This is a genomic window from Streptomyces sp. NPDC050085 (assembly GCF_044460595.1).
Lineage (GTDB): Bacteria > Actinomycetota > Actinomycetes > Streptomycetales > Streptomycetaceae > Streptomyces.
The window spans coordinates 861,752-887,852 of record NZ_JBITJZ010000002.1 but is presented as its reverse complement, the minus strand read 5'-3'; the positions used below and the strand labels follow the sequence as shown (position 1 = coordinate 887,852).

The following is a 26,101-nucleotide window of genomic DNA, read 5'->3' as shown; positions in this document are numbered from 1 at the left end:
CTCAAGTCCCGGCGGGAGGAGGCGAGTCCGGTGGCGATGGCGGGGGCACGGCCGTGGATGGAGTGCATCCCGTACGTGTTCATGTAGTACGGGAAGCGCGAGGAACAGCCGATGCCGGAGACGAAGACGATGTTCTCCTTCGCCAGACCCAGCTCGGGCATGAAGCCCTGCACGGCGGCCAGGACCGCGTAGTCACCGCAGCCGGGGCACCAGCGCACCTCCTGATCCGACTTGAAGTCCTTCATGGACTGCTTGGCCTCGGCCTTGGGGACGAGGGAGAGAAGCGTCTTCGCGGTCCCCGTCTCCTCCGTGGTCGTCGTCTCAGCCATCGATGGCCTCCTTGAGAGCCGTGGCGAGCTGCTCAGCCTTGAACGGCATTCCGTTGACCTGGTTGTACGAGTGGGCGTCGACCAGGTACTTCGCCCGGATGAGCGTGGCGAGCTGACCGAGGTTCATCTCGGGGATCACCACCTTGTCGTAACGCTTCAGGACCTCGCCCAGATTCCGCGGGAAGGGGTTGAGGTGGCGCAGATGGGCCTGCGCGATCGACTCACCGGCGGCGCGCAGTCGGCGGACGGCCGCGGTGATGGGGCCGTAGGTCGAACCCCAGCCCAGGACAAGGGTGTTGGCGCCGTGCGGGTCGTCGACCTCGATGTCCGGCACCCGGATCCCGTCGACCTTCGCCTGCCGGGTGCGGACCATGAAGTCGTGGTTGGCCGGGTCGTAGGAGATGTTCCCGGTCCCGTCCTGCTTCTCGATGCCACCGATGCGGTGCTCGAGGCCCGGCGTGCCCGGGATCGCCCACGGCCGCGCCAAGGTCTCCGGATCACGCTTGTACGGCCAGAAGACTTCGGTGCCGTCCTCGGTGGTGTGGTTCGGACCGGTCGCGAACTGCACACGCAGGTCAGGGAGTTCATCGATCTCCGGGATGCGCCACGGCTCGGAGCCGTTGGCCAGGTAGCCGTCGGACAGGAGCAGGACCGGGGTGCGGTAGGTGACCGCGATCCGGGCCGCTTCCATCGCCGCGTCGAAGCAGTCCGCCGGGGTGCACGGGGCGACGATCGGCACCGGGGCCTCGCCGTTGCGCCCGTACATCGCCTGCAGCAGATCCGCCTGCTCGGTCTTGGTCGGCAGCCCCGTCGACGGGCCGCCGCGCTGGATGTCCACCACCAACAACGGCAGTTCAAGGCTTACGGCCAGCCCGATCGTCTCCGACTTCAGCGCCACACCGGGACCGCTGGTCGTGGTCACCGCGAGGGAGCCGCCGAACGCCGCACCCAGCGCCGCCCCGATCCCGGCGATCTCATCCTCCGCCTGGAAGGTACGCACACCGAAGTTCTTGTGCTTGGACAGCTCGTGCAGGATGTCGGAGGCCGGAGTGATCGGATACGAGCCCAGATACAGCGGCAGATCCGCCTGCCTGGACGCCGCGATCAACCCGTACGACAGCGCCAGGTTCCCCGAGATGTTGCGATACGTACCCGTCGGGAACGCCGTCGCCGCCGGCGCCACCTCATAGGAGACCGCGAAGTCCTCGGTCGTCTCACCGAAGTTCCAACCCGCATGAAACGCCGCCAAGTTGGCCTTCATGATCTCGGGCTTCTTCGCGAACTTCTGCTTGAGGAACTTCTCCGTGCCCTCGGTGGGCCGGTGATACATCCACGACAACAGCCCCAGCGCGAACATGTTCTTGCTGCGCTCGGCCTCCTTGCGCGACAGCGCGAACTCCTTCAGCGCCTCCACCGTCAGCGTCGTCAACGGCACCGGATGCACGTGATACCCGTCCAGCGAACCGTCCTCCAGCGGCGACGCCTCGTAACCCACCTTCGACATCGCCCGTTTGGTGAACTCGTCCGTGTTGACGATCACTTCCGCGCCCCGCGGCACATCCGCGATGTTCGCCTTCAACGCCGCCGGGTTCATCGCCACCAGCACGTTCGGCGCGTCCCCGGGGGTCAGGATGTCGTGATCGGCGAAATGCAGCTGGAACGACGAGACACCCGGCAGCGTGCCCGCGGGCGCCCGGATCTCGGCCGGGAAGTTCGGCAGCGTCGAAAGGTCATTGCCGAACGACGCCGTCTCCGAGGTGAAACGGTCACCCGTCAGCTGCATACCGTCACCGGAGTCACCCGCGAACCGGATGACCACCCGGTCCAGGCGCCGTACGTCCTTGCTCGATCCACCCGCTGTGCGCTGCTCGCCGACCACCGCGCTGTCGGCCCCGTCGGCCTGCTCGGCTGGGCTACTGACCTGGCTGGTCACTGAACTGGACCTCCCTCGAGGCGGCTGTTCGGGCAGGGCCGTCCCGACGGCCTTCCCGAGGCCCACCCTACGTCCGTAAGGGGAGCCTTCCTCCGATCGTTCGCATGATGGACCCCGGAATGAGACGGCATGTCGTCCCGTTTCGCCATGATCTGTCAGCCCCCCGGAGCGGTGTCCGCAGACTTCTGGAAGACGCTCGCTGCTGGTCCTTTGGTTCTAGGTCCGGATCCCGGAGACCCCTGATATCTGACAGGGTGTCAGTTGATCAGGAGTTGAGGTAGGTCAGGACGGCCAGAACGCGTCGGTGATCCCCGTCACTCTGGGACAGGCCCAGCTTCAGGAAGATGTTGCTCACGTGCTTCTCGACCGCGCCGTCGCTCACCACGAGCTGCCGCGCGATCGCCGAGTTCGTCCGCCCCTCCGCCATCAGGCCGAGGACCTCGCGCTCGCGCGGGGTCAGGTTCGCCAGCACGTCCTGCTTACGACTGCGCCCGAGCAACTGCGCGACCACCTCCGGGTCCAGCGCCGTGCCGCCCTCCGCGACGCGGACGACGGCGTCCACGAACTCCCGCACCTCGGCGACGCGGTCCTTGAGCAGATAGCCGACGCCGTGGCTCGAACCGGCGAGCAGCTCCGTGGCGTACTGCTCCTCCACGTACTGCGAAAGGACCAGGACCCCGAGCCCGGGGAACCGGCCGCGCAGCTGCACCGCCGCGCGCACGCCCTCGTCCGTGTGTGTCGGAGGCATCCGGACGTCCGCGACGACCACGTCGGGGAGCTGGTCCTGCGCCCCCAGATCCGTGATCGTCTTGACCAGTGCCTCCCCGTCGCCGACCCCGGCGACGACCTCGTGCCCCCGGTCGGTCAGCAGCCGGGTCAGGCCCTCCCTGAGCAGCACTGAATCCTCGGCGATGACCACCCGCACCGTGTCCTCCACGTTTCTCGGCCCCCCAGTGCCCCGGTGACCTGTGCACCGGGAGCAGTTCTGACAGGCCCAGCATTCCACGCGGCAGGGGAAGGGGAGCCCGAAATGACCGCCCTGACTGTGGGAACGCGCAAAGCCCCGGGCGCGCGGAGCACCCGGGGCTGTGAAAGGTTCAGGCGCGGCGCCACGGCAGCTCCGCGGTCACCCGCGTCGGACCCGCCAGGGGCGAGTCCACCAGCAGGATTCCGTCCACCGCGTCGAGCCGCTCGGCGAGACCGGCGAGGCCGGAGCCGCGGGACACGTCGGCGCCGCCGATCCCGTTGTCGGTGACCTGGAGCATCAGCCGGTCCGCGGTGCGCCACACGTCGACCGTGGCCCGGGTCGCCCGGCTGTGCTTGCTGACGTTCTGGAGGAGTTCGGAGACCGTGAAGTAGGCGATGCCCTCGATCGCGGGCGCGGGCCGCGCGGGCAGGTCGACCTCCACCGTGACGGGCACCGTGCAGCGCGAGGCCACCGACGACAGGGCCGCGTCCAGGCCGCGGTCGGTCAGGACCGCCGGGTGGATGCCGCGGGCCAGGTCGCGCAGCTCCTGCAGGGCCGTCTTCACCTCGCCGTGCGCCTCGTCGACCATGCGGGCCGCGGCCTCGGGGTCCTCGGTGAGCTTCTCCTTGGCCAGGCCCAGGTCCATCGCCAGGTTCACCAGGCGGGCCTGGGCGCCGTCGTGCAGATCGCGCTCGATGCGCCGCAGGTCCGCGGCGGCCGTGTCGACCACGACGCCCCGGTCCGACTCCAGCTCCACGACGCGGGTCGCCAGCTGCGAGGGGCCGAGCAGCCCGGCGACCAGCACCCGGTCCACCGTCGTCAGGGCCCGGATCACCCACGGTGTGGCGAGCGTGATGAGCAGTCCGACGAACGCGGTCAGGGCGATCTCGAAGGGGTTGTTCAGGTACACGGAGTGGTGGTCGTCGCCGTACAGCTGCAGGCCGGCCTGGCCCGCGTACATCGGGAAGACCCACTGCCACAGGGGGTACGTCAGCAGCGCCCAGCCCGTCGTCCACAGCGACAGGGCCACGGAGAACGCGAACGTCGCCCACGGGAAGTGCAGCACCGTGTACAGCAGGTGCCGCCACGAGACACCGCTCTTGAGCGTCGCGCCCATCCAGGCCAGCGGGCCGCCCTTGCGCGGCCGCACCGGCTCCGGCGAAGCGACCTCGAGGCCGAGCAGACCCCGCGCCCGCACCCGCTCCAGGACACCGAAACCGCGCGCCCCGGCCAGGGCCGCCGCGAGCACCGGCACCCCGATGAACGTGACGAGCAGGCCCGCGCCGAGCGACACCATCGTCACCGACCAGGTGAAGGCCATGATGGCGACCGGCAGGCTCAGCAGCAGATAGGCCAGCTCGCGCCAGGTGCGCGCCTCGATCGGTGCGCGCAGGCCGGCCGGCAGTCGGCCGAGCCCGCGTCGCTGCGGGCGGGGCTCGTAGTCGTCGTCGTACGAGTACGCGCTCCGGTAGCCGTACTGATCCGTGGCCATGGTGCCGTCCGTTTCTGCTCGGTGTCGCGTGTCAGTCGCCTGTCACGGGGGCCGCTGCTCTGCCGCTCTGCTTCCAGGGTCCTCGGGGGCGCGGCCCCCGGCCATGCGGCCGGTCGGCGTCTTCGACCGGGGGTTTTCCCTACCCCTGGGAGCCGTGGGACCCCTGGGACGCCTGGGCAGGGCCCGTGGTCCGGTCGCGCCAGGGCAGTTCGGCGGTGACCGTCGTGCCCGCGCCCTCCGGCGAGTCCACGACGAACAGGCCGTCGACCGCGCCGAGCCGCTCCGCGAGCCCGGACATGCCGGTCCCCTTGTCCAGGCTTGCGCCGCCCTGCCCGTCGTCGCGGACCTGGATGAGCAGCCGGTCGTCGGACCGCCACACGTCCACGCTCGCCTGCGTGGCACGGCTGTGCTTGCTGACGTTCTGGAGGAGTTCGGAGACCGTGAAGTAGGCGATGCCCTCGATCGCCTCGGCGGGGCGCCCGGGCAGCTCGGCCGTCACCTTCACCGGCACCGTGCAGCGCGAGGCCACCGACGACAGGGCCGCGTCCAGGCCGCGGTCGGTGAGCACCGCCGGGTGGATGCCGCGGGCCAGGTCCCTCAACTCCTGCAGCGCGAGCTTCACTTCACCGTGCGCCTCGCCGACCATCGCGGCCGCCGCCTCGGGGTCTTCGAGGAGCTTCTCCTTGGCGAGGCCGAGACCCATGGCCAGATTGACCAGGCGGGCCTGGGCGCCGTCGTGCAGATCGCGCTCGATGCGCCGCAGGTCCGCGGCGGCCGTGTCGACCACGACGCCCCGGTCCGACTCCAGCTCGGCGATCCGCCGCTCCAGCTCGTCGGAGGGCGAGAGCAGGCCGCGCACCATGGCCCGGTCCGCGTTGGTCAGGCCGCGCGCGATGAACGGCAGCACGGGCCACAGCACGAAAAGGCCGGTCAGCGTGACGACGAACGTGAGGATCCCCCAGGGCAGCCGGATCAGCTCGTAGAGCATCGCGCGCCAGCCCACCGAGTCCTTCAGCCCGTTCCACAGCCAGCCGAAGAAGCCGTCGCCGCGCTGCCGGGGCAGCGGACTGGGCTCGTCGACCTGCACCCCGAGCAGCGCCCTGGCCCGCCCGCGCTCCGCCTTGCCGAGCTGCCGCGCCCCCATGAGGGCGGCCGCGATCAGCGGCAGCCCGATGACGGTGACGGTCAGCCCGGCGCCGAGCGCCAGCATCGTGAGCGCGTACACGAAACCGAGGACCGCGAGCGGGAAGCTGGACAGGAGATACGCGATCTCCTTCCAGGTGTGTCTGTCGTACGCGAAGCGCACGGGCGGCAGCGCCTGGCGGTCGCCGCCCTCGGCCGCGGGAGCGTGGAGTGGATCGGTCATAAACGAAAGGGTGCCCTGCGCGCGAGGGACGGCGCCATGAGGCGGACTGCCCGGGACGAACGGGGGATAACCCCACCCCGCCGGGGCTTCGCTTCGCACCGGCCTGCTTACCGTCTCTTTAACAGGCCCTAGACTCCCGTGCGTACAGATCGTCGAACACGATGCACCAACCCATCCACTCATCCCATCCACGAACACGCGAGGGGCGCTGAGACGTGACCGTCATGGCGGCGGACTACTTCCGGTCGTACTCGGTGGTCGGGCTGCTGGCCGTCGTCGGCGTGCTCTTCGTCGCCGTGGCCTTCGGTGCGGGACGCCTGCTGCGTCCAGTGGTGCCCACCCCGGAGAAACTCCTCACGTACGAGTGCGGCGTCGACCCCGTCGGCGAGGGCTGGGCGCACACCCAGGTCCGCTACTACGTGTACGCGTTCCTCTACGTGATCTTCGCAGTCGACTCGATCTTCCTCTTCCCCTGGGCCACGGTCTTCGCCGCACCGGGATACGGCGCGGCGACGCTCGTCGAGATGTTCCTCTTCCTCGGCTTCCTCGCCGTCGGCCTGCTGTACGCATACAAGAAGGGCGTCCTTACGTGGGCGTGACCCCCGAGCCCGTGCCCGAAGCCGTCCCCGAATCCGTGCCCGTCCTGCTGCCGGAGCCGAAGCGGCTCGGCGTGCTCTCGCGCCTGGCCCCCGAGCCGATGAAGGTGGTCCTCAACTGGGGCCGCCGCTACTCGCTCTGGGTCTTCAACTTCGGCCTCGCCTGCTGCGCCATCGAGTTCATCGCCGCGTCCATGGCGCGGCACGACTTCATCCGGCTCGGCGTCATCCCGTTCGCCCCCGGCCCGCGCCAGGCGGACCTGATGGTCGTCTCGGGGACCGTGACCGACAAGATGGCCCCGGCCGTGAAGCGCCTGTACGAGCAGATGCCCGAGCCGAAGTACGTCATCTCCTTCGGCGCCTGCTCCAACTGCGGCGGCCCGTACTGGGACTCGTACTCGGTGACCAAGGGCGTCGACCAGATCATCCCCGTCGACGTGTACGTGCCCGGCTGCCCGCCCCGTCCCGAGGCGCTGCTCCAGGGCATCCTCAAGCTCCAGGAGAAGATCGCCCGAGAGTCGCTCGGCGAGCGGTACGCCTCCGCCGACGCGGCGGCCGGCCGTCCCTCCACGGCAGCGCTGAGCAGCGGTCTGGTGCAGCCGCCGAAGCCGTCTTCTTCGGAGGGTGCCCGATGAGCTGGCTCCCGGACCCCGTCGAGGAGCTGTTCGGCGCGGAGGCGACGGTCGAGGAGGCGTACGACCTGCTGACGGTGGACGTCCCGGCCGCCGCGTGGATCGCGGCTCTCGAGACGGCCCGTACGCGCCTCGGGTGCACGTACTTCGACTGGCTGAGCGCGGTCGACGAACCCGGCACCGGCTTCCGCGTGTGCGCACACGTCGCCGCCGTCGCGCCCGGTTCCGTACGCCGTCTGCTGCTGCGCACGACCGTGCCGCACGAGGCACCGGTCCTCGCCTCCGCGGTCGAGGTGTACGCGGGTGCGGCCTGGCACGAGCGCGAGACGCACGAGATGTTCGGCGTCGACTTCACGGACCACCCGGGGCTCGACCCGCTGCTGTTGCCCGAGGGCTTCGAAGGGCACCCGCTGCGCAAGGACTTCGTGCTCGCGGCGCGCGTCGCGAAGGCGTGGCCGGGCGCGAAGGAGCCGGGGGAGTCCGCGGCTGGTGGAGGGCACGGCGGCCCCAAGCGACGCCAGATGCTCCCGCCCGGCGTGCCCGACCCGAACGAATGGGGCCCGATGAAGGGCCAGCTGCCACCTGCGCCTGCGCGTCCTGCGCGGGGGGCGCGGGCGGCGGGTGCCGGTGCGGGCGCAGGTTCCGGTGCGGGCGCGGGAGTTGGTGCCGCGGGTCGTGCTGGTCGTGAGGGTCGTGCGGGGGGTGCTCCGGGGGAGCGTCCGGCGCGGCGGACCCGCTCGGCGAGCGAGGGCTCGGCGAGCCAGACGGCGACCCCGGCGACTCCGGGGACCCCGGCTACTCCGGGGATCCCGGTTACTCCAGAGGCCCTGGCGACTCCTGGGACCCCCGCTACTCCGGGGACCCCGGTTACTCCAGAGGCCCCGGCGACTCCGGGGACCCCGGTTACTCCAGAGGCCCCGGCGACTCCGGGGACCCCGGTTACTCCAGAGGCCCCGGCGACTCCGGGGACCCCGGTTACTCCAGAGGCCCCGGCGACTCCGGGGATCCCGGTTACTCCAGAGGCCCCGGCGACTTCAGGAACCCCCGCCACTTCAGAGACCCCGGCCACTTCAGAGGCCCCGGCTGTCCCAGAGGCCTCGGCCACTTCGGAGACGCCCTCCGCAGAGGAACGTCCCGCCCGTCCGGCCCGGCGTGCCCGCAGCGCGTCCGACGGCTCGGCTTCGCAGCGGACGGCGCCCGCGACCCCGGGGTCCGAGGGCGAGATCCCGGACGCACCGGCCGCACCGGCAGCGCAACCCGCGGCGGCACCCCGCTCGAGCGACGCGCCCTGGCACCACGCCAAGCCCGCGTTCGACGAGCAACCGAAACCCGCCCGGGCCACGCCCGCACCCGAGCCGACAACTGAGCCGGGCCCCGAGGCCGAGCCCGAAGCCCGCGCCGAGCCCGAAGCCCGCGCCGGCACCGAGCCCGGTACGGAACCCGCTACCGAACCCGCTACCGAACCCGGCACCGACGACACGACCCCCGACGGAGGCACCCAGTGAACGACGCTCTCGACGTCGCCCTGCGCCTCGTCGTCGTCTTCGTCGCCTTCCTGGTGCTGCCCCTGATCGTCGGCCAGACCGAGCACAAGGTCATGGCCCACATGCAGGGCCGGCTCGGGCCGATGTACGCGGGCGGCTTCCACGGCTGGGCCCAACTCGTCGCCGACGGCGTCAAGTTCGCGCAGAAGGAGGACGTGGTCCCGGCCGAGGCCGACCGCCGCATCTTCCAACTCGCCCCCGCCGTCGCCCTGTTGCCGTACCTCCTCGTCCTGCTGGCCATCCCGGTCGGCCCGGGCGACGGCGCGGTCGGCCAGGTCATCGACGCGGGCATCTTCTTCGTACTCGCGGTGATGGGCGTCGGCGTGCTCGGCGCGCTGATGGCCGGCTGGGCCAGCGCCAACAAGTTCTCCCTGCTCGGCGGTCTGCGTACGGCCGCACAGCTGCTCGCGTACGAACTGCCCATGCTGCTCGCGGCCGCGTCCGTCGCCATGGCGGCGGGCACGGTCTCCCTGCCCGGCATCCTCGACGCCTTCGAGTGGTGGTGGCTGCCCTGGCAGATCGTCGGCGCCCTCGTCTTCTTCGTCGCGGGCCTCGCCGAACTGCAACGCCCGCCCTTCGACATGCCGGTCGCCGACTCCGAGATCATCTTCGGCGCGTACACCGAGTACACGGGTCTGCGCTTCGCCCTCTTCCTGCTCGCCGAGTACGCGGGCATCGTCGTCCTGTGCGGCCTGACCACCGTCCTCTTCCTCGGCGGCTGGCACGGCCCCTGGGGCGCCGACGGCCTCGGCTGGGTCTGGACCCTGCTCAAGACCGCGGTCCTGGCCTTCATCGTGATCTGGCTGCGCGTCTCGTACCCCCGACTCCGCGAGGACCAGCTCCAGAAACTCTCCTGGACCCTCCTCGTCCCCCTCGCCCTCGCGCAGATCGCGCTCACCGGCATCGTGAAGGTGGCGATCAACTGATGCCCCCGATCCCTGGCTCCGGCCTCGCCAAGGGCCTCGCCGTCACCCTCCGCACGATGACGAAGAAGACCGTCACCGAGCAGTACCCCGAGGTCCAGCCCGAACTCCCGCCCCGCACCCGCGGCGTGATCGGCCTCTTCGAGGAGAATTGCACGGTCTGCATGCTGTGCGCCCGCGAGTGCCCCGACTGGTGCATCTACATCGACTCCCACAAGGAGACGGTGCCGCCCGCGGTGGAAGGCGGACGCGAGCGCAGCCGCAACGTCCTCGACCGCTTCGCCATCGACTTCTCCCTCTGCATGTACTGCGGCATCTGCATCGAGGTGTGCCCCTTCGACGCGCTGTTCTGGTCCCCGGAGTTCGAGTACGCCGAGACGGACATCCACGAACTCACCCACGAGCGCGACAAGCTCCGCGAGTGGATGTGGACGGTCCCGTCCCCGCCCGCCCTCGACCCGTCGGCCGAGGAACCGAAGGAGATCGCGGCGGCCCGCAAGGCAGCCGAGAAGCTGGCGGCGGCGCAGGCCCCCGACACGTCCGGAGAGGAGGGCACCGGATGATCCCCGCCATGACCCCCGCCATGACCCCCGCAGCACTGGCGGCGTCGGCCGCCGAGAGCCACGGGGCCCACGGGTTCCTGTCCCCGACGGGCGTCGAGATCGCCTTCCTCCTCGTCGGCCTGGTCACCTTCGGCGCCGCGATCGTCACCGTCACCACGAAGCAGCTGGTGCACGCCGCCCTGTGGCTGGTCGTCGCCCTCGGTGGCCTCGCCGTCGAGTACCTCCTGCTCACCGCCGAGTTCATCGCGTGGGTGCAGGTATTGATCTACGTAGGTTCCGTCGTCGTCCTCCTCCTGTTCGGGTTGATGCTGACGCGAGCCCCCATCGGCCGCTCCCCGGACGCGGACAGCCCCAACCGCTGGGCCGCCCTGACCGTGGCCGTCGCCTCCGCCGCCGCCCTGGTCTGGGTCGTCGTCGACGCCTTCCGCACGACCTGGATCGACCTGGACGGTGCGGCCGCCGCGACCGAGGGTGCCCGGGGCAGCACGGCCGTGACCGGCTCGATCCTGTTCCGCCACTGGGTGCTGCCGTTCGAAGCCCTCTCGGTGCTGCTCCTCGCGGCCCTGGTCGGCGCGATCGTCCTGTCCCGCAAGAAGAACGCGGCCGAGACCGGGAACTCCGCGACCGGCAACCCTGCGACCGGCAACTCCGCGACCGGCAACTCCGCGACCGGCAGCTCCGTCGCACGGGAGGGCAACCGCTGATGCACCTCGCCTATCCCGCCGTCCTGTCCTCCCTCCTCTTCTGCACGGGCCTGTACGGAGTCCTGGCCCGCCGCAACGCGATCCTGGTCCTGATGTCGGTCGAGCTGATGCTCAACGCCGTCAACCTCAACCTGGTCGCCTTCGACGTCTGGCTGCGCGACGCCCTCCACTCCGGCCAGGCCCTGACCCTGTTCACCATCGCCATCGCCGCCGCCGAGATCGGCATCGGCCTGGCGATCGTCCTGGCCGTCTACCGCAACCGCGGCACGTCGGACATCGACAAGCTCCGCGACGCCGCCGAACCGCACGACCCGGACGACGATCCGGACGACGAGCCGCACGACCCGTCCGACGACACCGCGGCCGCCGACGCCCAGGCCGGCCCGGCGGACAAGGACAAGAAGGCCGAGGCCACCGCGTGACCACCACGACCCTCGCCGTCCTCGTCCCCCTCCTGCCGTTCCTCGGCGCCGCCGCCGGACTGCTGCTCGGCCGCACGGCCCCCGCCTTCGTCCGCCCGCTCGCCGTCCTGCCGACGCTCGCCGCGCTGATCCTCGCCGTCGTCGTCGCGGTCCGGCAGGGCGGCGGCACGGGCAACGGCACCACGGCCCTCGACGCGCACACCGAGCTCACCCCGACCGGCTCCGTGCCGATCGAACTCGCCCTGCACGTCGACGGCTTCGCCGCCCTCGTCGCCGTCCTGGTCGCCCTGGTCGCGACCTGCGTCCAGCTCTACTCGACGGGCTATCTGCGCGACGACCCGCGCTACCCCTCGTACGCCGCTCTCGTCTCGCTCTTCACCTCCGCGATGCTCCTGGTCGTCTACACCGGCGACCTGATCGTTCTGCTCGTCGGCTGGGAAGTCATGGGCATCTGCTCGTACTTCCTCGTCGGCCACTACTGGGAGACCTCCGAGGCGCGGGCCGCCTCCCTCAAGGCCTTCCTTGTCACGAAGCTCGGCGACGTCCCCTTTCTGATCGGCCTGTTCGCGCTCGCCACGGACGCGGGCTCGTTCCGCATCACGACGGTCCTGGGCAAGGCCACCAGCGAGGGCGGCCTCGACCACCCGACCCTGATCGCCCTCCTGCTGCTCGCCGGCGTCGCGGGCAAGTCGGCCCAGTTCCCGCTGCACACCTGGCTGCCCGACGCGATGGCGGGCCCCACGCCCGTCTCCGCGCTGATCCACGCCGCGACGATGGTCGCCGCCGGTGTCTACTTCGTCGCCCGTCTCCTCCCGGTCTTCGCCGCCTCGCAGGCGGCCCTGATCGTGCTGGCCGTCATGGCCGCCGTGACCATGGCCGGCTCGGCCCTCGCCGCGCTCGCACAGGACGACATCAAGCGCGTCCTCGCGTACTCGACGGTCGGCCAGCTCGGCTACATGACCGGCGCCCTGGCCGTCGGCGACCGCGACGCCGCCGTCTTCCACCTCCTCACCCACGGCGCCTTCAAGGCGCTGCTGTTCCTCGCGGCAGGCGTGATCATCCACGCCGCCGGCACCAACTCCCTTGCCGCGATGTCCCGGATGGGCCACCTGCGCGACCGCGTGCCCGACGCCTTCTGGACGATGACCGTGGCGCTGCTCGCGCTCGCCGCGATCCCGCCCTTCAGCGGCTTCTTCTCCAAGGAGGCCGTCCTCGGCGCCGCCGAGCACACCGCCACCGGCCACGAGAACGGCGTCCCCGTCGCGTCCGGCTGGATCGTCCTGATCGCCGGCCTGGTCACGGCCCTGCTCACCGCCGCCTACGCGACCCGCCTGTGGCTGCTCGTGTTCAACGGCCGTGGAGCCGAAGCCCCCGACCACGGCAAGCAGCCGGTCGCGATGAACGCCGTCCTGTGGGTCCTGGCGATCCCCTCCCTCGGATTCGGTCTGGCCACGGGCGTGCTGCCCGACTGGTTCGACGGCCGCTCCCTCACCCCGACCCTGACCACCTCGGTCCTGGGCACGGGCTTCGCGCTCGTCGGCGGCCTGGTGACGTACGCGGCCTGGCGCAGCTCCATCGCGACGCCGGCGGCACACCGCACCCCGATCGGTGCCGTCGCGATCGACACCGAGCAGGGCGACGGCGGCCTGGTCGAGGCCGAGGCCATCGCGAGCCACGCCCCCGCGTACGGCGATGTCGCGAGCGCACCCGACCCGGCCGACCCCGGGCGGCTGCTGCTCGGCCCGCTGCACCGCCACGCCGCCGTCGGCTTCCACCTCGACGCCGTCTACGCGACGCTCTTCGTCCGCCCCGTCCAGGCCGCGGCCGCCCTGGTCCGCTTCCTGGACCGCGCGGTCGTCGACACCTACGTGCGCGCGGCGGCCGAGACCCCGAAGGCGCTCGGCTGGGCCGTGCGCCGCGCCCAGACCGGCAACGTGCAGACCTACCTCAGCGCACTGCTCGCAGGCACCGTCGTCCTGGTGGTCGCCGTCGTCCTCGTCGCCACCGCCGGAGCGTGAGCAGCCGTGATCGATATCAGCGAATCCGTGATGCAGTTCCTTCTCGCATTGATCGTCGTCGGCCCGCTCATCGGCGCCGTCCTCGCCCTTCTCCCCGCCCCGCCCGGGCTGAAGGGGAAGTCCCCTGACCAGGCCGTGCTCCGCCACGGCGTGACCGTGACCGGCGCGATCCTGATCGCCGCGATCGTCCTCGCGCTGGGCTTCGACCACGACGCCCCCGTCCAGGCACAGCAGATGCAGGCCACGACGGACATCAGCTGGATCCCCGCGCTCGACGTGCGGATCCACCTCGGCATCGACGGCATCTCCCTCCCCCTCCTGGTGCTCACGGCGCTGCTGACGTTCCTGTGCGCGCTGTACTCCTACTTCAAGATGCCGACAGGGCCCTCGCCCAAGGCATTCGTGGCCCTGATCCTGCTTCTGGAATCGGGCACGCTCGCGACCTTCGCCGTCCTCGACCTCCTCCTCTTCTTCCTCGCGTTCGAGATGGTCCTCATCCCGATGTACTTCCTCATCGCGCGCTGGGGCGGAGCCGAACGGCAGGCCGCCGCTTGGAAGTTCATCCTCTTCACCCTGCTCGGCTCGGTCGTGATGCTCCTCGGCATTCTCCTTATCGGTGTTAAGTCGGGCACGTTCGACATCATGGCACTCGCCACTGACAACGGCCGGGGCCTGACCACATCCGTGCAGGTCATCGCCGTTCTGGCGATCGGGATCGGGCTCGCCGTGAAGACCCCGATGTGGCCGCTGCACAGCTGGCTGCCGGACGCGCACACCGCCGCCCCGACCGTCGGTTCGGTCCTCCTCGCCGGCGTGCTGCTGAAGATGGGTACGTACGGGTTCGTCCGGATCCTGCTCCCCATCGCGCCCGACGGGATGCGGACCTTCGCCCCGTACCTCGCCGCGTTCGCCGTCGTCGGGATCATCTACGGATCCCTGGCCTGCCTGAACCTCGCGAAGCAGGGTGCGAAGGGCGACCTCAAGCGCCTGATCGCGTACTCCTCCGTCGGTCACATGGGCTTCGTCCTGCTCGGCATCGCGACCATGACCCCGACCGGCGTGAACGGCGCGCTGTTCGCCAACATCGCCCACGGCCTCATCACCGGCCTCCTCTTCTTCCTCGTCGGCGCGCTCAAGGACCGGGCCGGCACCAGCGACCTCGACGCCCTCGCGGAGCAGGGCGGCATGGCCCTGTACGGCAAGGCCCCGCGCCTCGGCGGCCTGCTCGCGTTCGCCGCCGTCGCCTCGCTCGGACTGCCGGGCCTCGCCGGATTCTGGGGCGAGATGCTCGCGCTGTTCGGCGCGTTCAAGCCCGCGGACGACCTCAGCCGCCCGGCGTTCCTCGTCTTCATGGCGATCGCCGCGTTCGGCACGCTGCTCACCGCCGCGTACATGCTCATCGTGGTCCGCCGCGTCTGCATGGGCCCGCGCGACCAGGAAGCCCCGGCTCTCACCGACGTACGCGGGTACGAGTTCGCCGCCTGGACCCCGCTCGTCGCCCTCACCGTCCTCGCGGGCCTGTGGCCCGCAGCGCTGCTCGGCCTCACGAACCCGGCCGTGCAGAAGCTCCTCGCAGGAGGCCTCCAGTGATCGCCGTCGCCGCGCCCTCCGTGGCGTCCCTCGTCCAGTCCGTCGACTGGGTCGCGATCGCGCCGCCGACGATCGCGGCGGCCGTCGCCCTCGTCGTCCTCGTCGCGGACCTGTTCCTCGACGAGCGCCGCAAGCCGGTCCTCGGCCGGCTCTCCGTCGCGGGCCTGGCCGCGGCCGCGCTCGCCCTGATCCCGCTGATCAGTGACGCGGACGACGGCCGTTCGACGTTCTGCCTCACCAACACCTCGTACGACGCCTGCAGTTACACGGCGGACCGCTTCACGCTCGTCATCCAGTTCCTGGTTCTCGCGGGCGCCCTGCTCACCGCGCTGCTCTCGATCAGCACCCTGAAGGACGCGAAGAACGCGAACAAGCCCCTCCCCGAAGGGGAGTTCTGGTTCCTCCTCCTGTCCTCCGCCGCGGGCGCCGCCCTCCTGCCCGCCTCCCGCGACCTCGCCACGCTCGTCGTCGCCCTGGAAGTCGCCTCGCTGCCCGCGTTCGCCCTCGTGGGGCTCAAGCGCGACGACAAGCGGTCCTCCGACGCAGCCCTGAAGTTCTTCCTGTCCTCGGTCACGGCGACCGCCGTCATGCTCCTCGGTGTGAGCTTCGTGTACGCGACCACGGGCAGCCTGCACCTCACCCGCATCGCCTCCGAACTCACCCACGTGGACGGCCAGTTCCACACCCTCGCCCAGGCGGGAGTGGCCCTCACCCTCGTGGGTTTCGCGTTCAAGACGGCCGCTGTGCCGTTCCACTTCTGGGTACCCGACACCTACGTAGGCGCGCCGCTCCCGATCGCCGCCTACTTGTCGGTCATCGGCAAGGCCGTCGGCTTCTCCGGCCTCATCCTCGTCACGGTCGTCGCGTTCCCGTCGTACGCCGATGTCTGGGGCCCGGCGCTCGCCGCACTCGCCGCACTGACGATGACCGCCGGCAACGTCGCCGCCCTGCGCCAGCAGGCCACGCGCGCGTACAGCGCCGTACGCCTCCTCGCCTGGTCCTCCGTCGGACAGGCCGGCTACCTCCTGGTGCCGATCGCCGCCGCCGCGTACTCCGACGACCCGCAGAAGTCGATCGGCTCCACCCTCGCGTACGCCCTCATGTACGCCGCCGTGAACCTCGGCGCCTTCACGGTGGCCGCCCTCGTCGCCCGTACGAAGCCCCTGAACCGCCTCAGCGACTACCGGGGCCTGTACGCCTCCCGGCCGCTCGCCGCGCTCGCCCTGGGCTTCTTCCTGCTGTGCCTGGCCGGCCTGCCGCCGGGCATCATCGGCCTGTTCGCGAAGGTCACCGTCTTCTCGGCGGCCGTCGACGCAGGCCTGGGCTGGCTCGCCGTCGTCATGGCCGTGAACGTCGTCATCGCGCTCTTCTACTACCTCCAGTGGACCGCGACCCTCTTCCGCACCCCTGAGGGCGAGCCCGCCGCGTACCGCGCCTCCATGCCGCTCACCGCCGCGATCGCCGCCACGGCCGCCGTCGGAGTGGCCCTGTCCGGGGCTCCACAATTGATCCTCCACTTTGTGGAGAGTGGACTGTTCTCGTGACGCAGCAGACGACCAAAGCTCCTATTTGGTACGTTTCTGGGTCGCCTCAAACAGGGGCATCCCCCCGAGTCACCCTTCCCAGGAGCAACAGCGTGCTGAGCGGTTTCAAGGACTTCATACTTCGCGGCAACATCGTCTCGATGGCGGTGGGCCTCGCGGTCGGATCGGCGTTCACCGCCCTCGTGACGGCCTTCACCGCCGCGTTCATCACCCCGCTGCTGGGCTGGGCCACCGGCTCCATAGGTAACTACTCGGACGCGTACTTCACGCTCGAAGGCGTCAAGTTCCCCTACGGGAAGCTCATCAACGCCGGCATCGCCTTCGTGATCACCGCCGCGGTGCTCTACTTCTTGATCATCGTGCCCATGATGAAGATCACGGCCCGCGCCGAGCGCAACAAGCCGGTCGACATCAAGGCCGCCCTGCGCGACTGCCCCCGCTGCTACAGCCAGATCCCCGGCATCGCCACGCGCTGCGCGCACTGCACCAGCGAGATCCCGGCCGACGAGAAGGCGCTGGAGATCGCGGGCCTGCTGCCCGATCCCCGCTGATCCCCGCCGAGCCTCGTCGGGCCCTGCTGATCCCCGCCGAGCCCCGCCGAGCCGGGCAGGCCCCACCGATCCGCCCGCACCCGTACGGCCTACACGCGCACCCCGCGCCCCCGGTGCGCACAAGGGAACTAGTCCTCTTCGTCTGGCGTTGACCAGTACGGGAGGTTCCACTGGAGTCGGCCGCCGCAGTCACCTGCAGCGGCCCGCACCCGACCCGCGGGTCCAGTGGAAACAGTAGAAAGCAAGCAGTGGGTTCCCCTGCCGCACCATCAGGAGGGCGTACCGTGCACCGCCGGCACAACGGGTTGAAGACAGCCGTACTCCTCGGGGGACTGTCCGCCCTCATTCTCGTCATCGGCAGCTTCTTCGGCCGCATGGGGCTCGTCATCGGCCTCGTCGTCGCGATCGGGACGAACGCGTACGCGTACTGGAACAGCGACAAGCTGGCCCTGCGCGCCATGCGCGCGCGCCCGGTGAGCGAGTTCGAGGCACCCGCGCTCTACCGGATGGTGCGCGAGCTCTCCACACAGGCCAAGCAGCCCATGCCGCGCCTGTACATCTCCCCGACGGAGGCGCCGAACGCGTTCGCGACAGGCCGCAACCCGCGCAATGCGGCGGTCTGCTGCACCGAGGGAATCCTGCGCATCCTGGACGAGCGCGAGCTGCGCGGCGTCATCGGGCACGAGCTCAGCCATGTCTACAACCGCGACATCCTGATCTCGTCGGTCGCCGGCGCCCTCGCCTCCGTGATCATGTTCCTGGTCAACTTCGCGTGGCTGATCCCGGTCGGCCGCTCGAACGACGACGACGGCCCCGGCATCTTCGGGATGATGCTGATGATGCTCCTGGGCCCGCTCGCCGCCTCCGTCATCCAGCTCGCCATCAGCCGCTCCAGGGAGTACGAGGCGGACGCCTCGGGCGCCCAGCTGACCGGGGACCCGCTGGCCCTGGCCAGCGCCCTGCGCAAGCTCGACGCCGGCACGAAGCAGCTGCCGCTGCCCCCCGAGCGCCAGATCGAGACGGCGAGCCACATGATGATCGCCAATCCCTTCCGCCCCGGCCAGGGAATGTCGAAGTTGTTCTCCACGCACCCGCCCATGGCGGAGCGCATCGCCCGTCTCGAGCAGATGGCAGGTCGACAGCAGTGAAGACGATTCTGAACGTCATATGGCTGGTCCTGAGCGGCTTCTGGCTGTTCCTCGGCTACCTGCTCGCGGGGGTGCTGCTGTGCATCACGATCATCGGGATCCCCTTCGGCATCGCGGCATTCAGGATCGGCATCTACGCCCTGTGGCCCTTTGGGTACACGACAGTTGAGCGCAGGGACGCGGGCGCGCCCTCCTGCGTCGGCAACGTGCTGTGGCTGATCCTGGCGGGCTGGTGGCTCACCCTGGCCCACATCTTCACCGGCATCGCGCTGTGCCTCACGATCATCGGCATCCCGTTCGGCATCGCCAACTTCAAGTTGATCCCGGTGTCGTTGATGCCGCTGGGCCGCGAGATCGTCCGCACGGACCAGCCGTTCGCCCAGGCCCGCGCCTACTAGAGCCTCCTGGACCGGAGACGCCCCGCAACCACACCACGCCTATTTGCCGTCCTTAAGGGCAGCAGTGCAGCAGTACAGCAGTACAGGCAAGACAACAGACACACGCACTGCGCATCCCAAGTACGGCAGAAGGGCAGAACACGGCATGGGCGTCATCAGCTGGATCATCCTCGGCCTGCTCGCCGGTGCCATCGCCAAGTTCCTGCTCCCGGGCCGCGACCCGGGCGGCCTGATCGGCACCACGTTCATCGGCATCGCGGGGGCCTTCATCGGCGGCTGGATATCGTCGCGCTGGCTCGACCGCCCGATCACCAAGGACTTCTACGACACGGCGACCTGGGTCTCCGCGATCGGCGGCGCGCTGGTGCTCCTGATCGTCTACCGCGTCTTCTTCGGCGACTCCCGCAGCCGCCGCTGAGCCGCAGCCGGCAGCAAGAAGGGGCGGCACCCGGACCGGGTGCCGCCCCTTCGCACGCGTACAACTACCCCTATCCCTACCGGTAGTTCACGAACTGCAGCGCGAAGTCGAAGTCCTTGCCCTTGAGGAGGGCGATGATGGCCTGCAGGTCGTCACGGCTCTTGGAGCTGACGCGCAGCTCCTCGCCCTGCACCTGCGCCTTGACGCCCTTGGGGCCCTCGTCGCGGATGATCTTCGCCACCTTCTTGGCGTTCTCCTGGGAGATGCCCTCCTCGATGGAGGCGAAGATCTTGTACTCCTTGCCGGACAGCTGCGGCTCACCGGCGTCCAGCGACTTCAGCGAGATGCCCCGCTTGATCAGCTTGGACTGGAAGACGTCGAGGATGGCCTTGACGCGCTCCTCGGAGTTGGCCTCCATCAGGATCTTCTCGCCGGACCAGGAGATGGAGGCGCCGACGTTCTTGAAGTCGTAGCGCTGCGAGATTTCCTTGGCGGCCTGGTTGAGGGCGTTGTCGACCTCCTGCCGCTCGACCTTCGAGACGATGTCGAAACTGGAGTCGGCCATGTCCTGTGGCTCCTTGTATCGGGGACTGTCGGGGACTGATCGGGGTCCGGACCGGGGTCCGGAAGGGGATCAGGCGGCCCGATCGGGTTCTGGTCGGGTCTGGTCGGGCGCGCACCGGAGCGTTGCGCCGCGTGCAAAGCCTAGCCACCGCCCCGGGCCCGACCGTCGATCAATCGGGTGGCGAAGCACCCCTGTGCATCGGGTATTGTTTACGTCGTTGCCAGCGAGCACCGCCGAACAGCGGAGCCCGAGGCAGCAAACCCAAGGCGGTGTGCCCGAGCGGCCAAAGGGAGCAGACTGTAAATCTGCCGGCTCAGCCTTCCCAGGTTCGAATCCTGGCGCCGCCACACTTGGGAGAAGCCCCCTCCGGATTCCGGAGGGGGCTTCGTCGTGTCCGGGGTCAGCCCGTCGGCTCCAGACCACTCCAGGTGCGCCCGCCGTCCGCGGCCCACGCGTCGAGCAGTTGCCGAGCCTGCTGCTCGGGAGCGGCGAGCCAGATCTGCTGCGATCCGCCGTGTGTCGGCGTACTGACCTCGCCCCAGTCGACCGTGCCCTCGCTGCAGCAGGAGCAGAGCACGTGGAAACCACTGGCCGGCTCGGCGCCGAAGTCCTGCGCGAAGAAGGAGGCCACCAAGGCGTCCACATCGGACGCTTCCGGAGCGTTCACGGTGACGTGCAACGTCGGCAGCGGCGAGGCCTCGAAGAGCAGCAGCTCGTCGAAGACCGCGAACGTTTGGCCATTGAACGTCCGCTCGCCCGTCGGCTCCCCGTCGTGCACGACGATCTCGCCGAACCGGCGGCCCTTGGTCGCGGGCACGTTCATCACCCGCCCACGCGTCGGACAGAGCCGCTCGATCCACACGACTTCCCGCTCTCCGTCCGTGTGCAGCCGCACGCACGCCGTCCCGAAGGCGCCGTTGATCTCTCCCTCGCCCCCGGGCAAGGTGATCCCGAAGCCCTCCCAGGCGTCGCGAGCGGTGACCCAGTCCCGCTGGATGGTGGCTGCGACGCCCAGGTTCCAGAACGCTGGGTCCTGCTCGCCCCGGGGCGAACGCGCGGCGGCTTCCCGGCCCAGCTCGTGGGCCTTCGCCCAGTCCCGCAGGAACTTGTAGGCGAGGGCCGCGTCGTACCACCAAGCCGCGCTGGGCTCTTCGTCCGGAAAGTGCGCGAGGACCTGCTCGTACAGCTGGGCGGAGCGCAACCAGTCCTCCGCGTCCCATGCCTCCCGGGCCTGCTTCAATACGGCCTTGGCCTCGGCCTTCTCCATGCGTCTTGCCCCTCCCATCGGCAGGCGAGGAGTGTCGCACGCGCACCGGCAGGCTCACCGGCCACCGGCCACCGGCCACCGGCTTCCCTGACCTGGGGATCCTCCCGTCAGGCCAGATCCCGCCGTCGCCCCACCGGGCTCAGGAACAGATAGACCCCCGGCAGCAGCGCCGCCGCGCACACCGTCCACAGGGCCGCGTGCGTCCCGGCGTACGTGGCGAGCAGGCCCGCGGTGAGTGCGCCGAGCGGGAGGGCGCCCCAGGAGACGAAGCGGACCGTGGCCATGACCCGGGACAGGAGCTGTGGCGGGGACTGCGTCTGGCGGTAGGTGCGCGTGGTGATCGAGCCGATGACGCTGCCGAAGGCGAAGCCCGCGTTGGCCAGGGCGAACCAGTACGCGTCGCCCGCGGACGTGGTCAGCGGCGCGAGGAGCATCAGCGTGCCGCCCGCCAGGTCGGCCCCGATGATGCCCCACGCGGTGCCGAAGCGGCGCGTGACCCGGACCGCGACGGCGGACCCGGCGAGCGCGCCGACGCCGTCCATGGCGAGGACCAGACCGAGTTGTACGGAGTTCAGGCCGGCCTCGCGGACCAGATAGAGCGGGGTGAGGGCGATCAGGGCCGCGTTGAGGAAGTTCGCGGCGGTCGCCCAGAACATGCAGGGCCGCATCACCGGATGCCGCAGCACGTACCGCAGGCCCTCGCGGATCAGCCGCAGCGCGCCGTCTCCCGTGGGTGCGGCGGGGCGCCGCTCGGGCAGGGTGCGCAGCAGCACGGCGGAGGCCAGGTAGCTGCCCGCGTCGACGACCAGCGCGCCCACCGGGCCCGTCGCCCCGACGAGGAGGCCGCCCAGGGAGGGCCCGCCGGTCTCGGTGACGGCGTGCGTGCCGGACATCAGGCTGTTGCGCGCCGCGAGTTGCCCGCCGGGCACGACGGCGGGCAGGAACGTCGAGTTGCCGATGTCGAACAGCACCGTCGCCGCGCCCGTGACCAGCGCCGCCAGCAGGAGATGCGGGTAGGTGAGCCGGTCGAGCCACCAGGCCAGGGGGAGCGACCCGAGCGCGACGAACCGTACGAGATCGAGCGCGACCTGGAGCCTGCGCAGCGGGACGCGCTGGGCGACCACCCCGGCCGGGAGGCTGAGCAGCAACCAGGAGATCTGCCCCGCGGCAGCGAGCAGAGCGGCCTCGAAGGCGCTGACGTGCAGCACTGTGAGGGCGACCAGCGGCAGGGCCAGCGTGGTGACGGCGCTGCCCGCGTTGCTGACGGTGGCGGCGGCCCAGTAGCGCCAGAAGACGCCTGCGCCCGAGCCGTCCGAGTCGCGTGAGTCGCGTGAGTCGCGTGAGCCGTCTGAACCGTCGGCAGTGCGCCGCCGTCCGAGGTCAGGGACTGCCTCAGTCTCGGCCATATGATGCCCCCCGGTGGGTCTCTTTTGGGAACTCACTTGAGATCCGAGTAAGTTCCTATCCGAAACTGACCCGAAGGCGCAAGATGGTTCCGACGATCAAATGCCGTAGGGACGAGAGGGCAGGGAGTCATGGTGAGGTCGGTGCCCGAGCGGGACGCCGCCTGTGCGATCGCGCAGGCCGCCGCCGTGGTCGGCGACTGGTGGAGCCTGCTCCTGGTCCGCGAGACCGCCCGCGGGCACCACCGATTCGACGCGCTCCAGCAGGAGTTGGGGATCTCCCGCAAGGTGCTCACCGAGCGCCTCGCGCACCTCGTGGAGGCGGAGGTCCTGGAGAAGGTGCCGTACCAGAGCGGTCCCGTCCGCTACGAGTACCGGCTCACGGACAGCGGCCGCGGACTGCTGCCCGTCCTGCTGTCGATGCAGGACTGGGCGGACCGCTGGGTCTTCGGCGACGGCTCGCTCAGCGGAACGGCCGACGAGGAGAGCGAGCAGGCCCGGCGGGTGGCCGGCCTGGTGGGGGAGCGGCTGCCGCGCCTCGAGCTGCCGGGCCACCGCGACGGCGAGTCACTGGACCCGGTGGCCGGCGATGCCGCGGCCACCGTCCTGTTCTGCTACCCCGCGACCGGTCGCCCGAGCCCGCTGCCGGACGGCTGGGCGAACATTCCCGGCACCGTCGGCTGCACCCTGGAGAACCGCCTGTTCCGGGACGCGTACGACGAGTTCCGCGCCGCGGGCGCCGAGGTGCGCGGCGTGAGCACTCAACGCCCGGACGAGCAGCGGGTGTTCGCCGTCGAGGAGGGCATCCCCTTCACCCTGCTCTCCGACGTCGACCTGCGCCTGGCCGCCGCCCTGCGCCTGCCGGTGTTCCGTGCGGGGCAGGCGCTGCGCCTCAAGCGGGCCGTGCTGGTCGTGGACCGTGACCGGGTGGTGCGCCAGGCCCGTTTCCCGGTCACGGACATCCCGGGCGCGGTGCGCGAGGCGCTCGAGGCCGTACGTTCCTGAAGGATCCGCGGTCGTACGTTCCTGAAGCGGCCGCACATCCGCTCCCGAAGGGGTCGCACATCCGCTCCTGAAGGGGTCGCGCATCCGCTCCTGAAGGGGTCGCACATCCGCTCCTGAAAGGGGGGGCGTACGTTCCCGAAGGGGCCGTGCGTTCCCGCTACTTCCCGCGCCGCCCCCGCCGCACCTCGAGCCCGTCCATCAGACAGTCGAGGCCGTCCAGGAACTTGTCCCCGCGGACGCCGTCCGCCGCCGCGTCCTTCTGGGCCTCGAAGCGCTGCTTGTACCGCGGGTAGCTCTGTACGGCGCGCTCGGCGGCGGGCAGCAGCTGCTCGACCCACTCCTGCTCGGACTTGCCGCTGCGCGCGACCAGCGACAACCAGGCCGCCTCGCTGGTGGCCATGCCGAGGACGAACGAGTAGACCGTGCTCGAGGCGTAGTCGCCCTCCTCCAGCGTGAATCCTGCGGTCTCGAAGAGAGCGAGCATGTCCTCGAAGACCTGCATCATGTTGGGCCCGAGATAGGAGAGGCCCACCTGGCCGAAGACGGACGCCGTCCACGGGTGGCGCACGATCACCGTGCGCAGGCTCTGCGCGCACGCGGTCAGCGCGGCCCGCCAGTCACCGCCCTCCGCCAGGACCGGAACCTCCGCCTCGGCGAAGATCGCGTCGACGACCAGCTCGATCAGCTCGTCCTTGTTGGAGACGTGCGTGTAGAGGGAGGTCGCGCCCGCGTTCAGGCGCGTACCGAGCTTGCGCATGCTCAGGGCCTCCAGGCCCTCCTCGTCCAGGAGCCGCACGGCCTCCGTGACGATCTGGTCCCGGCTCAGCGCCGGCTGCTCGCGCCGCCTGCGGTCGGTGCGCGTCCACACCGACGGCAGTCCCTGCCCCTCGGTACCCCCGGCTCCCTTGGCTGCCATGGAAATCCGGCTCCCTTCCTCACGCTCGTGGCCTTCTGGCCTCCTGGCCTTGTGACCTCGGACCTCGTGACCTCGTCACCCGCCGCCCGAGCGTATCGCGTTCGACGCACATCGTACGTATCGACCGTACAGCGTGCGGACTCTTGCGCACAGTGTTCGGTGTCCGTACAGTGTGCGGTGTTGGGAACGCCGTACGGGGTTCCCGGGGAGACCTTTCGGAGGGGTTCAGATGGAAACGGCGACAGTGCAGGCGACCGAAGGGGCACGCAACCCGCGTCGCTGGCTGATCCTGATCGTGCTCTGCCTCAGCACCCTGGTGCTGGTCATCGACAACATGGTGCTCACCGTCGCCGTCCCGCCCATCGCCGAGGACCTCACGGCGAGCGCCCAGGACGTGCAGTGGATCCTCGAGTCGTACATGCTCGTCTTCGCCGGACTGCTGCTCACCTCGGGCAGCCTCTCCGACCGCTTCGGCCGCCGGAAGGTGATGATCATCGGGCTCGCGCTCTTCGGAGCCGCGTCCCTGGTGGCGACCGTCGCGAGCAGTCCCGGACAGCTGATCGCGGCCCGCGTCCTGATGGGCGTCGGCGGCGCGCTGATCATGCCGAGCACGCTCTCCATCCTCATCACCGTCTTCGACGAGGACGAGCGGCCCAAGGCCATCGGCGCCTGGAGCGCCGTCGCGATGGTCGGTCTCGTCGGCGGTCCGGTCCTCGGCGGCGCGCTGATCGCGCACTTCTGGTGGGGCTCGGTCTTCCTGATCAACATCCCGATCGCCGCGCTCGCCATCGTCGCCGCGATGATCCTGATGCCCGAGTCCAAGGGCCCCTGGCGCAAGGCCGACCCGATCGGCATGATCCTCTCCGTCATCGGCATGACCGCGCTCGTGTGGACCATCAACGAGTTCCCCAAGGGCGGCCTGAGCCACACCGGCACCCTCGTCTCGCTGATCGTCGCCGTCGCCTCCATCGCGGCCTTCGTCGCCTGGGAGCTGCGCACCGACTCCCCGATGGTGCCGCTCGCCCTGTTCCGCAACCGCGTCTTCACCGGCGCCAGCTTCTCGCTCGTCCTGCTGACCTTCGCCAACGGCGGCCTGATGCTGGTCCTCACCCAGTACCTGCAGTACGTGATGGGGTACACGCCCTCCGAGACCGGCCTCGCGTTCACCCCGCTGGCCATCGGCTCGCTGCTCTTCAACGGGATCGGCGCCGCGCTCGCCAAGAAGGTCGGCAACCGTGCCCTCGCCGTCACCGGCCTCCTGGTCATCGCCGCCGGGTTCGCGGTCCTGTCCAACATCTCGCCCGACGCCGGGTTCTGGACGCTCGCCGCCGCCATGACCCTCATGGGCGCCGGTGCCGGTCTCGCGATGCCGGCCACGATCGCCGCCCTGATGGGCGCGGTCCCCGCCGAGCACGCCGGAGTCGGCTCCGCCCTCAACGACACCATCCAGCAGGCCGGCGCCGCCCTCGGCGTCGCGGTCCTCGGCGCGGTCCTCTCCCACAGCTACACCGGGGCGATGCCCGGCTCGGCCCCGGCGCCGGCCCGCCACTCGGTCTCCGAGGCGCTGGTCATGGCCGCGGCCAGGGCCGACTCCGGGCTTGCCGCCGCCGCGAAGGAGGCCTTCACCACCGCGATGTCCGCCAGCTTCCTGGCCGGTGCGGCCGGGGTCGTCGGCGCCGCGCTCGTCGCCTTCTGCCTGATCCGCGGCGGCAAGGAGACCCCCGCCCCGGCGACCGCCGAGCAGGCCGAGGACATGGAGATCGCCGCCTGATCAACTGCCTGCCCGACTGCCTGACCCCGCACCAGG

At 70.4% G+C, this 26,101-nt stretch carries 24 protein-coding genes, 1 tRNA gene and 1 pseudogene; 17 read left to right on the top strand and 9 right to left on the bottom strand.

Translation table 11 applies throughout. The features are described from left to right. The 5 genes and pseudogenes from ACIBUY_RS12480 to ACIBUY_RS12460 form a co-directional block, all read right to left on the bottom strand. A pseudogene (locus ACIBUY_RS12480) lies at window positions 1-329 on the bottom strand (2-oxoacid:ferredoxin oxidoreductase subunit beta); the annotation flags it as partial. Beyond that, complete coding sequence (locus ACIBUY_RS12475) at window positions 322-2,262, bottom strand: 2-oxoacid:acceptor oxidoreductase subunit alpha (RefSeq protein ID WP_399152518.1); 1,941 nt, start codon at window positions 2,260-2,262, stop codon at window positions 322-324. The gene ACIBUY_RS12475 and the pseudogene ACIBUY_RS12480, both read right to left, overlap by 8 nt. A 265-nt stretch (window positions 2,263-2,527) precedes the next feature. Next, complete coding sequence (locus tag ACIBUY_RS12470; protein WP_365578030.1) at window positions 2,528-3,187, bottom strand: response regulator transcription factor; 660 nt, start codon at window positions 3,185-3,187, stop codon at window positions 2,528-2,530. Window positions 3,188-3,359: 172 nt separating this feature from the next. Further along, window positions 3,360-4,721, bottom strand: a complete 1,362-nt coding sequence (locus ACIBUY_RS12465; protein ID WP_365577935.1) for a sensor domain-containing protein — start codon at window positions 4,719-4,721, stop codon at window positions 3,360-3,362. Between the two features lie 139 nt (window positions 4,722-4,860). Next, window positions 4,861-6,087, bottom strand: a complete 1,227-nt coding sequence (locus tag ACIBUY_RS12460; RefSeq protein WP_365577937.1) for a sensor domain-containing protein — start codon at window positions 6,085-6,087, stop codon at window positions 4,861-4,863. 224 nt (window positions 6,088-6,311) lie between these two features. Between ACIBUY_RS12460 and ACIBUY_RS12455 the strand changes: the two genes are divergently transcribed. From ACIBUY_RS12455 to ACIBUY_RS12390, 14 genes are all read left to right on the top strand, one after another. Further along, window positions 6,312-6,686, top strand: a complete 375-nt coding sequence (locus ACIBUY_RS12455; RefSeq protein WP_365578032.1) for an NADH-quinone oxidoreductase subunit A — start codon at window positions 6,312-6,314, stop codon at window positions 6,684-6,686. Further along, entirely contained in the window at window positions 6,677-7,318 is a 642-nt protein-coding gene (locus tag ACIBUY_RS12450) for an NADH-quinone oxidoreductase subunit B (protein WP_399152517.1), read from the top strand. The genes ACIBUY_RS12455 and ACIBUY_RS12450 overlap by 10 nt, the downstream gene beginning before the upstream one ends. Beyond that, window positions 7,315-8,820 (top strand): NADH-quinone oxidoreductase subunit C, encoded by a 1,506-nt coding sequence (locus ACIBUY_RS12445; RefSeq protein ID WP_399152516.1) that lies wholly within the window; start codon window positions 7,315-7,317, stop codon window positions 8,818-8,820. Before ACIBUY_RS12450 ends, ACIBUY_RS12445 begins: the two co-directional genes overlap by 4 nt. Then, on the top strand, window positions 8,817-9,785 hold the full coding sequence (locus ACIBUY_RS12440; protein WP_365577943.1) for a complex I subunit 1 family protein: 969 nt from the start codon (window positions 8,817-8,819) through the stop codon (window positions 9,783-9,785). Before ACIBUY_RS12445 ends, ACIBUY_RS12440 begins: the two co-directional genes overlap by 4 nt. Beyond that, a complete protein-coding gene (locus ACIBUY_RS12435) occupies window positions 9,785-10,345 on the top strand; it encodes an NADH-quinone oxidoreductase subunit I (RefSeq protein WP_365577945.1) in 561 nt (186 codons plus the stop codon). Before ACIBUY_RS12440 ends, ACIBUY_RS12435 begins: the two co-directional genes overlap by 1 nt. 8 nt (window positions 10,346-10,353) lie before the next feature. After that, complete coding sequence (locus ACIBUY_RS12430; RefSeq protein WP_399152515.1) at window positions 10,354-11,049, top strand: NADH-quinone oxidoreductase subunit J; 696 nt, start codon at window positions 10,354-10,356, stop codon at window positions 11,047-11,049. Next, the gene (gene nuoK / locus ACIBUY_RS12425; RefSeq protein WP_365577947.1) at window positions 11,049-11,471 is read left to right on the top strand and encodes an NADH-quinone oxidoreductase subunit NuoK; all 423 of its coding nucleotides are present in this window, start codon (window positions 11,049-11,051) and stop codon (window positions 11,469-11,471) included. The genes ACIBUY_RS12430 and nuoK overlap by 1 nt, the downstream gene beginning before the upstream one ends. Beyond that, window positions 11,468-13,489: an NADH-quinone oxidoreductase subunit L gene (locus ACIBUY_RS12420; protein ID WP_399152514.1), complete on the top strand. Its 2,022-nt coding sequence runs from the start codon at window positions 11,468-11,470 to the stop codon at window positions 13,487-13,489. Before nuoK ends, ACIBUY_RS12420 begins: the two co-directional genes overlap by 4 nt. Before the next feature lie 6 nt (window positions 13,490-13,495). After that, window positions 13,496-15,079, top strand: a complete 1,584-nt coding sequence (locus ACIBUY_RS12415; RefSeq protein ID WP_399152513.1) for a NuoM family protein — start codon at window positions 13,496-13,498, stop codon at window positions 15,077-15,079. Continuing rightward, complete coding sequence (locus tag ACIBUY_RS12410) at window positions 15,076-16,623, top strand: NADH-quinone oxidoreductase subunit N (protein ID WP_399152512.1); 1,548 nt, start codon at window positions 15,076-15,078, stop codon at window positions 16,621-16,623. Before ACIBUY_RS12415 ends, ACIBUY_RS12410 begins: the two co-directional genes overlap by 4 nt. Window positions 16,624-16,715: 92 nt before the next feature. Continuing rightward, on the top strand, window positions 16,716-17,174 hold the full coding sequence (gene mscL / locus ACIBUY_RS12405; protein ID WP_365577955.1) for a large conductance mechanosensitive channel protein MscL: 459 nt from the start codon (window positions 16,716-16,718) through the stop codon (window positions 17,172-17,174). A 284-nt stretch (window positions 17,175-17,458) separates the two neighbouring features. Then, a complete protein-coding gene (htpX, locus tag ACIBUY_RS12400; RefSeq protein ID WP_365577957.1) occupies window positions 17,459-18,322 on the top strand; it encodes a zinc metalloprotease HtpX in 864 nt (287 codons plus the stop codon). After that, complete coding sequence (locus tag ACIBUY_RS12395; RefSeq protein WP_365577959.1) at window positions 18,319-18,720, top strand: YccF domain-containing protein; 402 nt, start codon at window positions 18,319-18,321, stop codon at window positions 18,718-18,720. Before htpX ends, ACIBUY_RS12395 begins: the two co-directional genes overlap by 4 nt. A 145-nt stretch (window positions 18,721-18,865) precedes the next feature. After that, on the top strand, window positions 18,866-19,138 hold the full coding sequence (locus ACIBUY_RS12390) for a GlsB/YeaQ/YmgE family stress response membrane protein (RefSeq protein WP_365577961.1): 273 nt from the start codon (window positions 18,866-18,868) through the stop codon (window positions 19,136-19,138). Between the two features lie 76 nt (window positions 19,139-19,214). Here ACIBUY_RS12390 and ACIBUY_RS12385 read toward each other — a convergent pair whose 3' ends face one another. Continuing rightward, a complete protein-coding gene (locus tag ACIBUY_RS12385; RefSeq protein WP_353944155.1) occupies window positions 19,215-19,703 on the bottom strand; it encodes a YajQ family cyclic di-GMP-binding protein in 489 nt (162 codons plus the stop codon). 265 nt (window positions 19,704-19,968) lie between these two features. Between ACIBUY_RS12385 and ACIBUY_RS12380 the strand changes: the two genes are divergently transcribed. Further along, a tRNA-Tyr gene (locus tag ACIBUY_RS12380) sits at window positions 19,969-20,050 on the top strand. Window positions 20,051-20,103: 53 nt separating this feature from the next. Here the strand turns inward: ACIBUY_RS12380 and ACIBUY_RS12375 are convergent. Both ACIBUY_RS12375 and ACIBUY_RS12370 read right to left on the bottom strand, forming a co-directional pair. Continuing rightward, a complete protein-coding gene (locus ACIBUY_RS12375) occupies window positions 20,104-20,970 on the bottom strand; it encodes a tetratricopeptide repeat protein (RefSeq protein ID WP_399152511.1) in 867 nt (288 codons plus the stop codon). A gap of 107 nt (window positions 20,971-21,077) precedes the next feature. After that, the gene (locus tag ACIBUY_RS12370; protein ID WP_399152510.1) at window positions 21,078-22,376 is read right to left on the bottom strand and encodes an MFS transporter; all 1,299 of its coding nucleotides are present in this window, start codon (window positions 22,374-22,376) and stop codon (window positions 21,078-21,080) included. Between the two features lie 129 nt (window positions 22,377-22,505). On the opposite strand from ACIBUY_RS12370, the gene ACIBUY_RS12365 reads away from it, so the two are divergent. Beyond that, a complete protein-coding gene (locus ACIBUY_RS12365; RefSeq protein WP_365577967.1) occupies window positions 22,506-23,378 on the top strand; it encodes a winged helix-turn-helix transcriptional regulator in 873 nt (290 codons plus the stop codon). Window positions 23,379-23,535: 157 nt separating this feature from the next. On the opposite strand, the gene ACIBUY_RS12360 is transcribed toward ACIBUY_RS12365, so the two are convergent. Next, entirely contained in the window at window positions 23,536-24,294 is a 759-nt protein-coding gene (locus tag ACIBUY_RS12360) for a TetR/AcrR family transcriptional regulator C-terminal domain-containing protein (RefSeq protein WP_365577969.1), read from the bottom strand. Window positions 24,295-24,523: 229 nt separating this feature from the next. On the opposite strand from ACIBUY_RS12360, the gene ACIBUY_RS12355 reads away from it, so the two are divergent. Beyond that, window positions 24,524-26,065, top strand: coding sequence for an MFS transporter (locus tag ACIBUY_RS12355; protein ID WP_365577971.1), 1,542 nt, complete (start codon window positions 24,524-24,526; stop codon window positions 26,063-26,065). Window positions 26,066-26,101 lie beyond the last annotated feature (36 nt).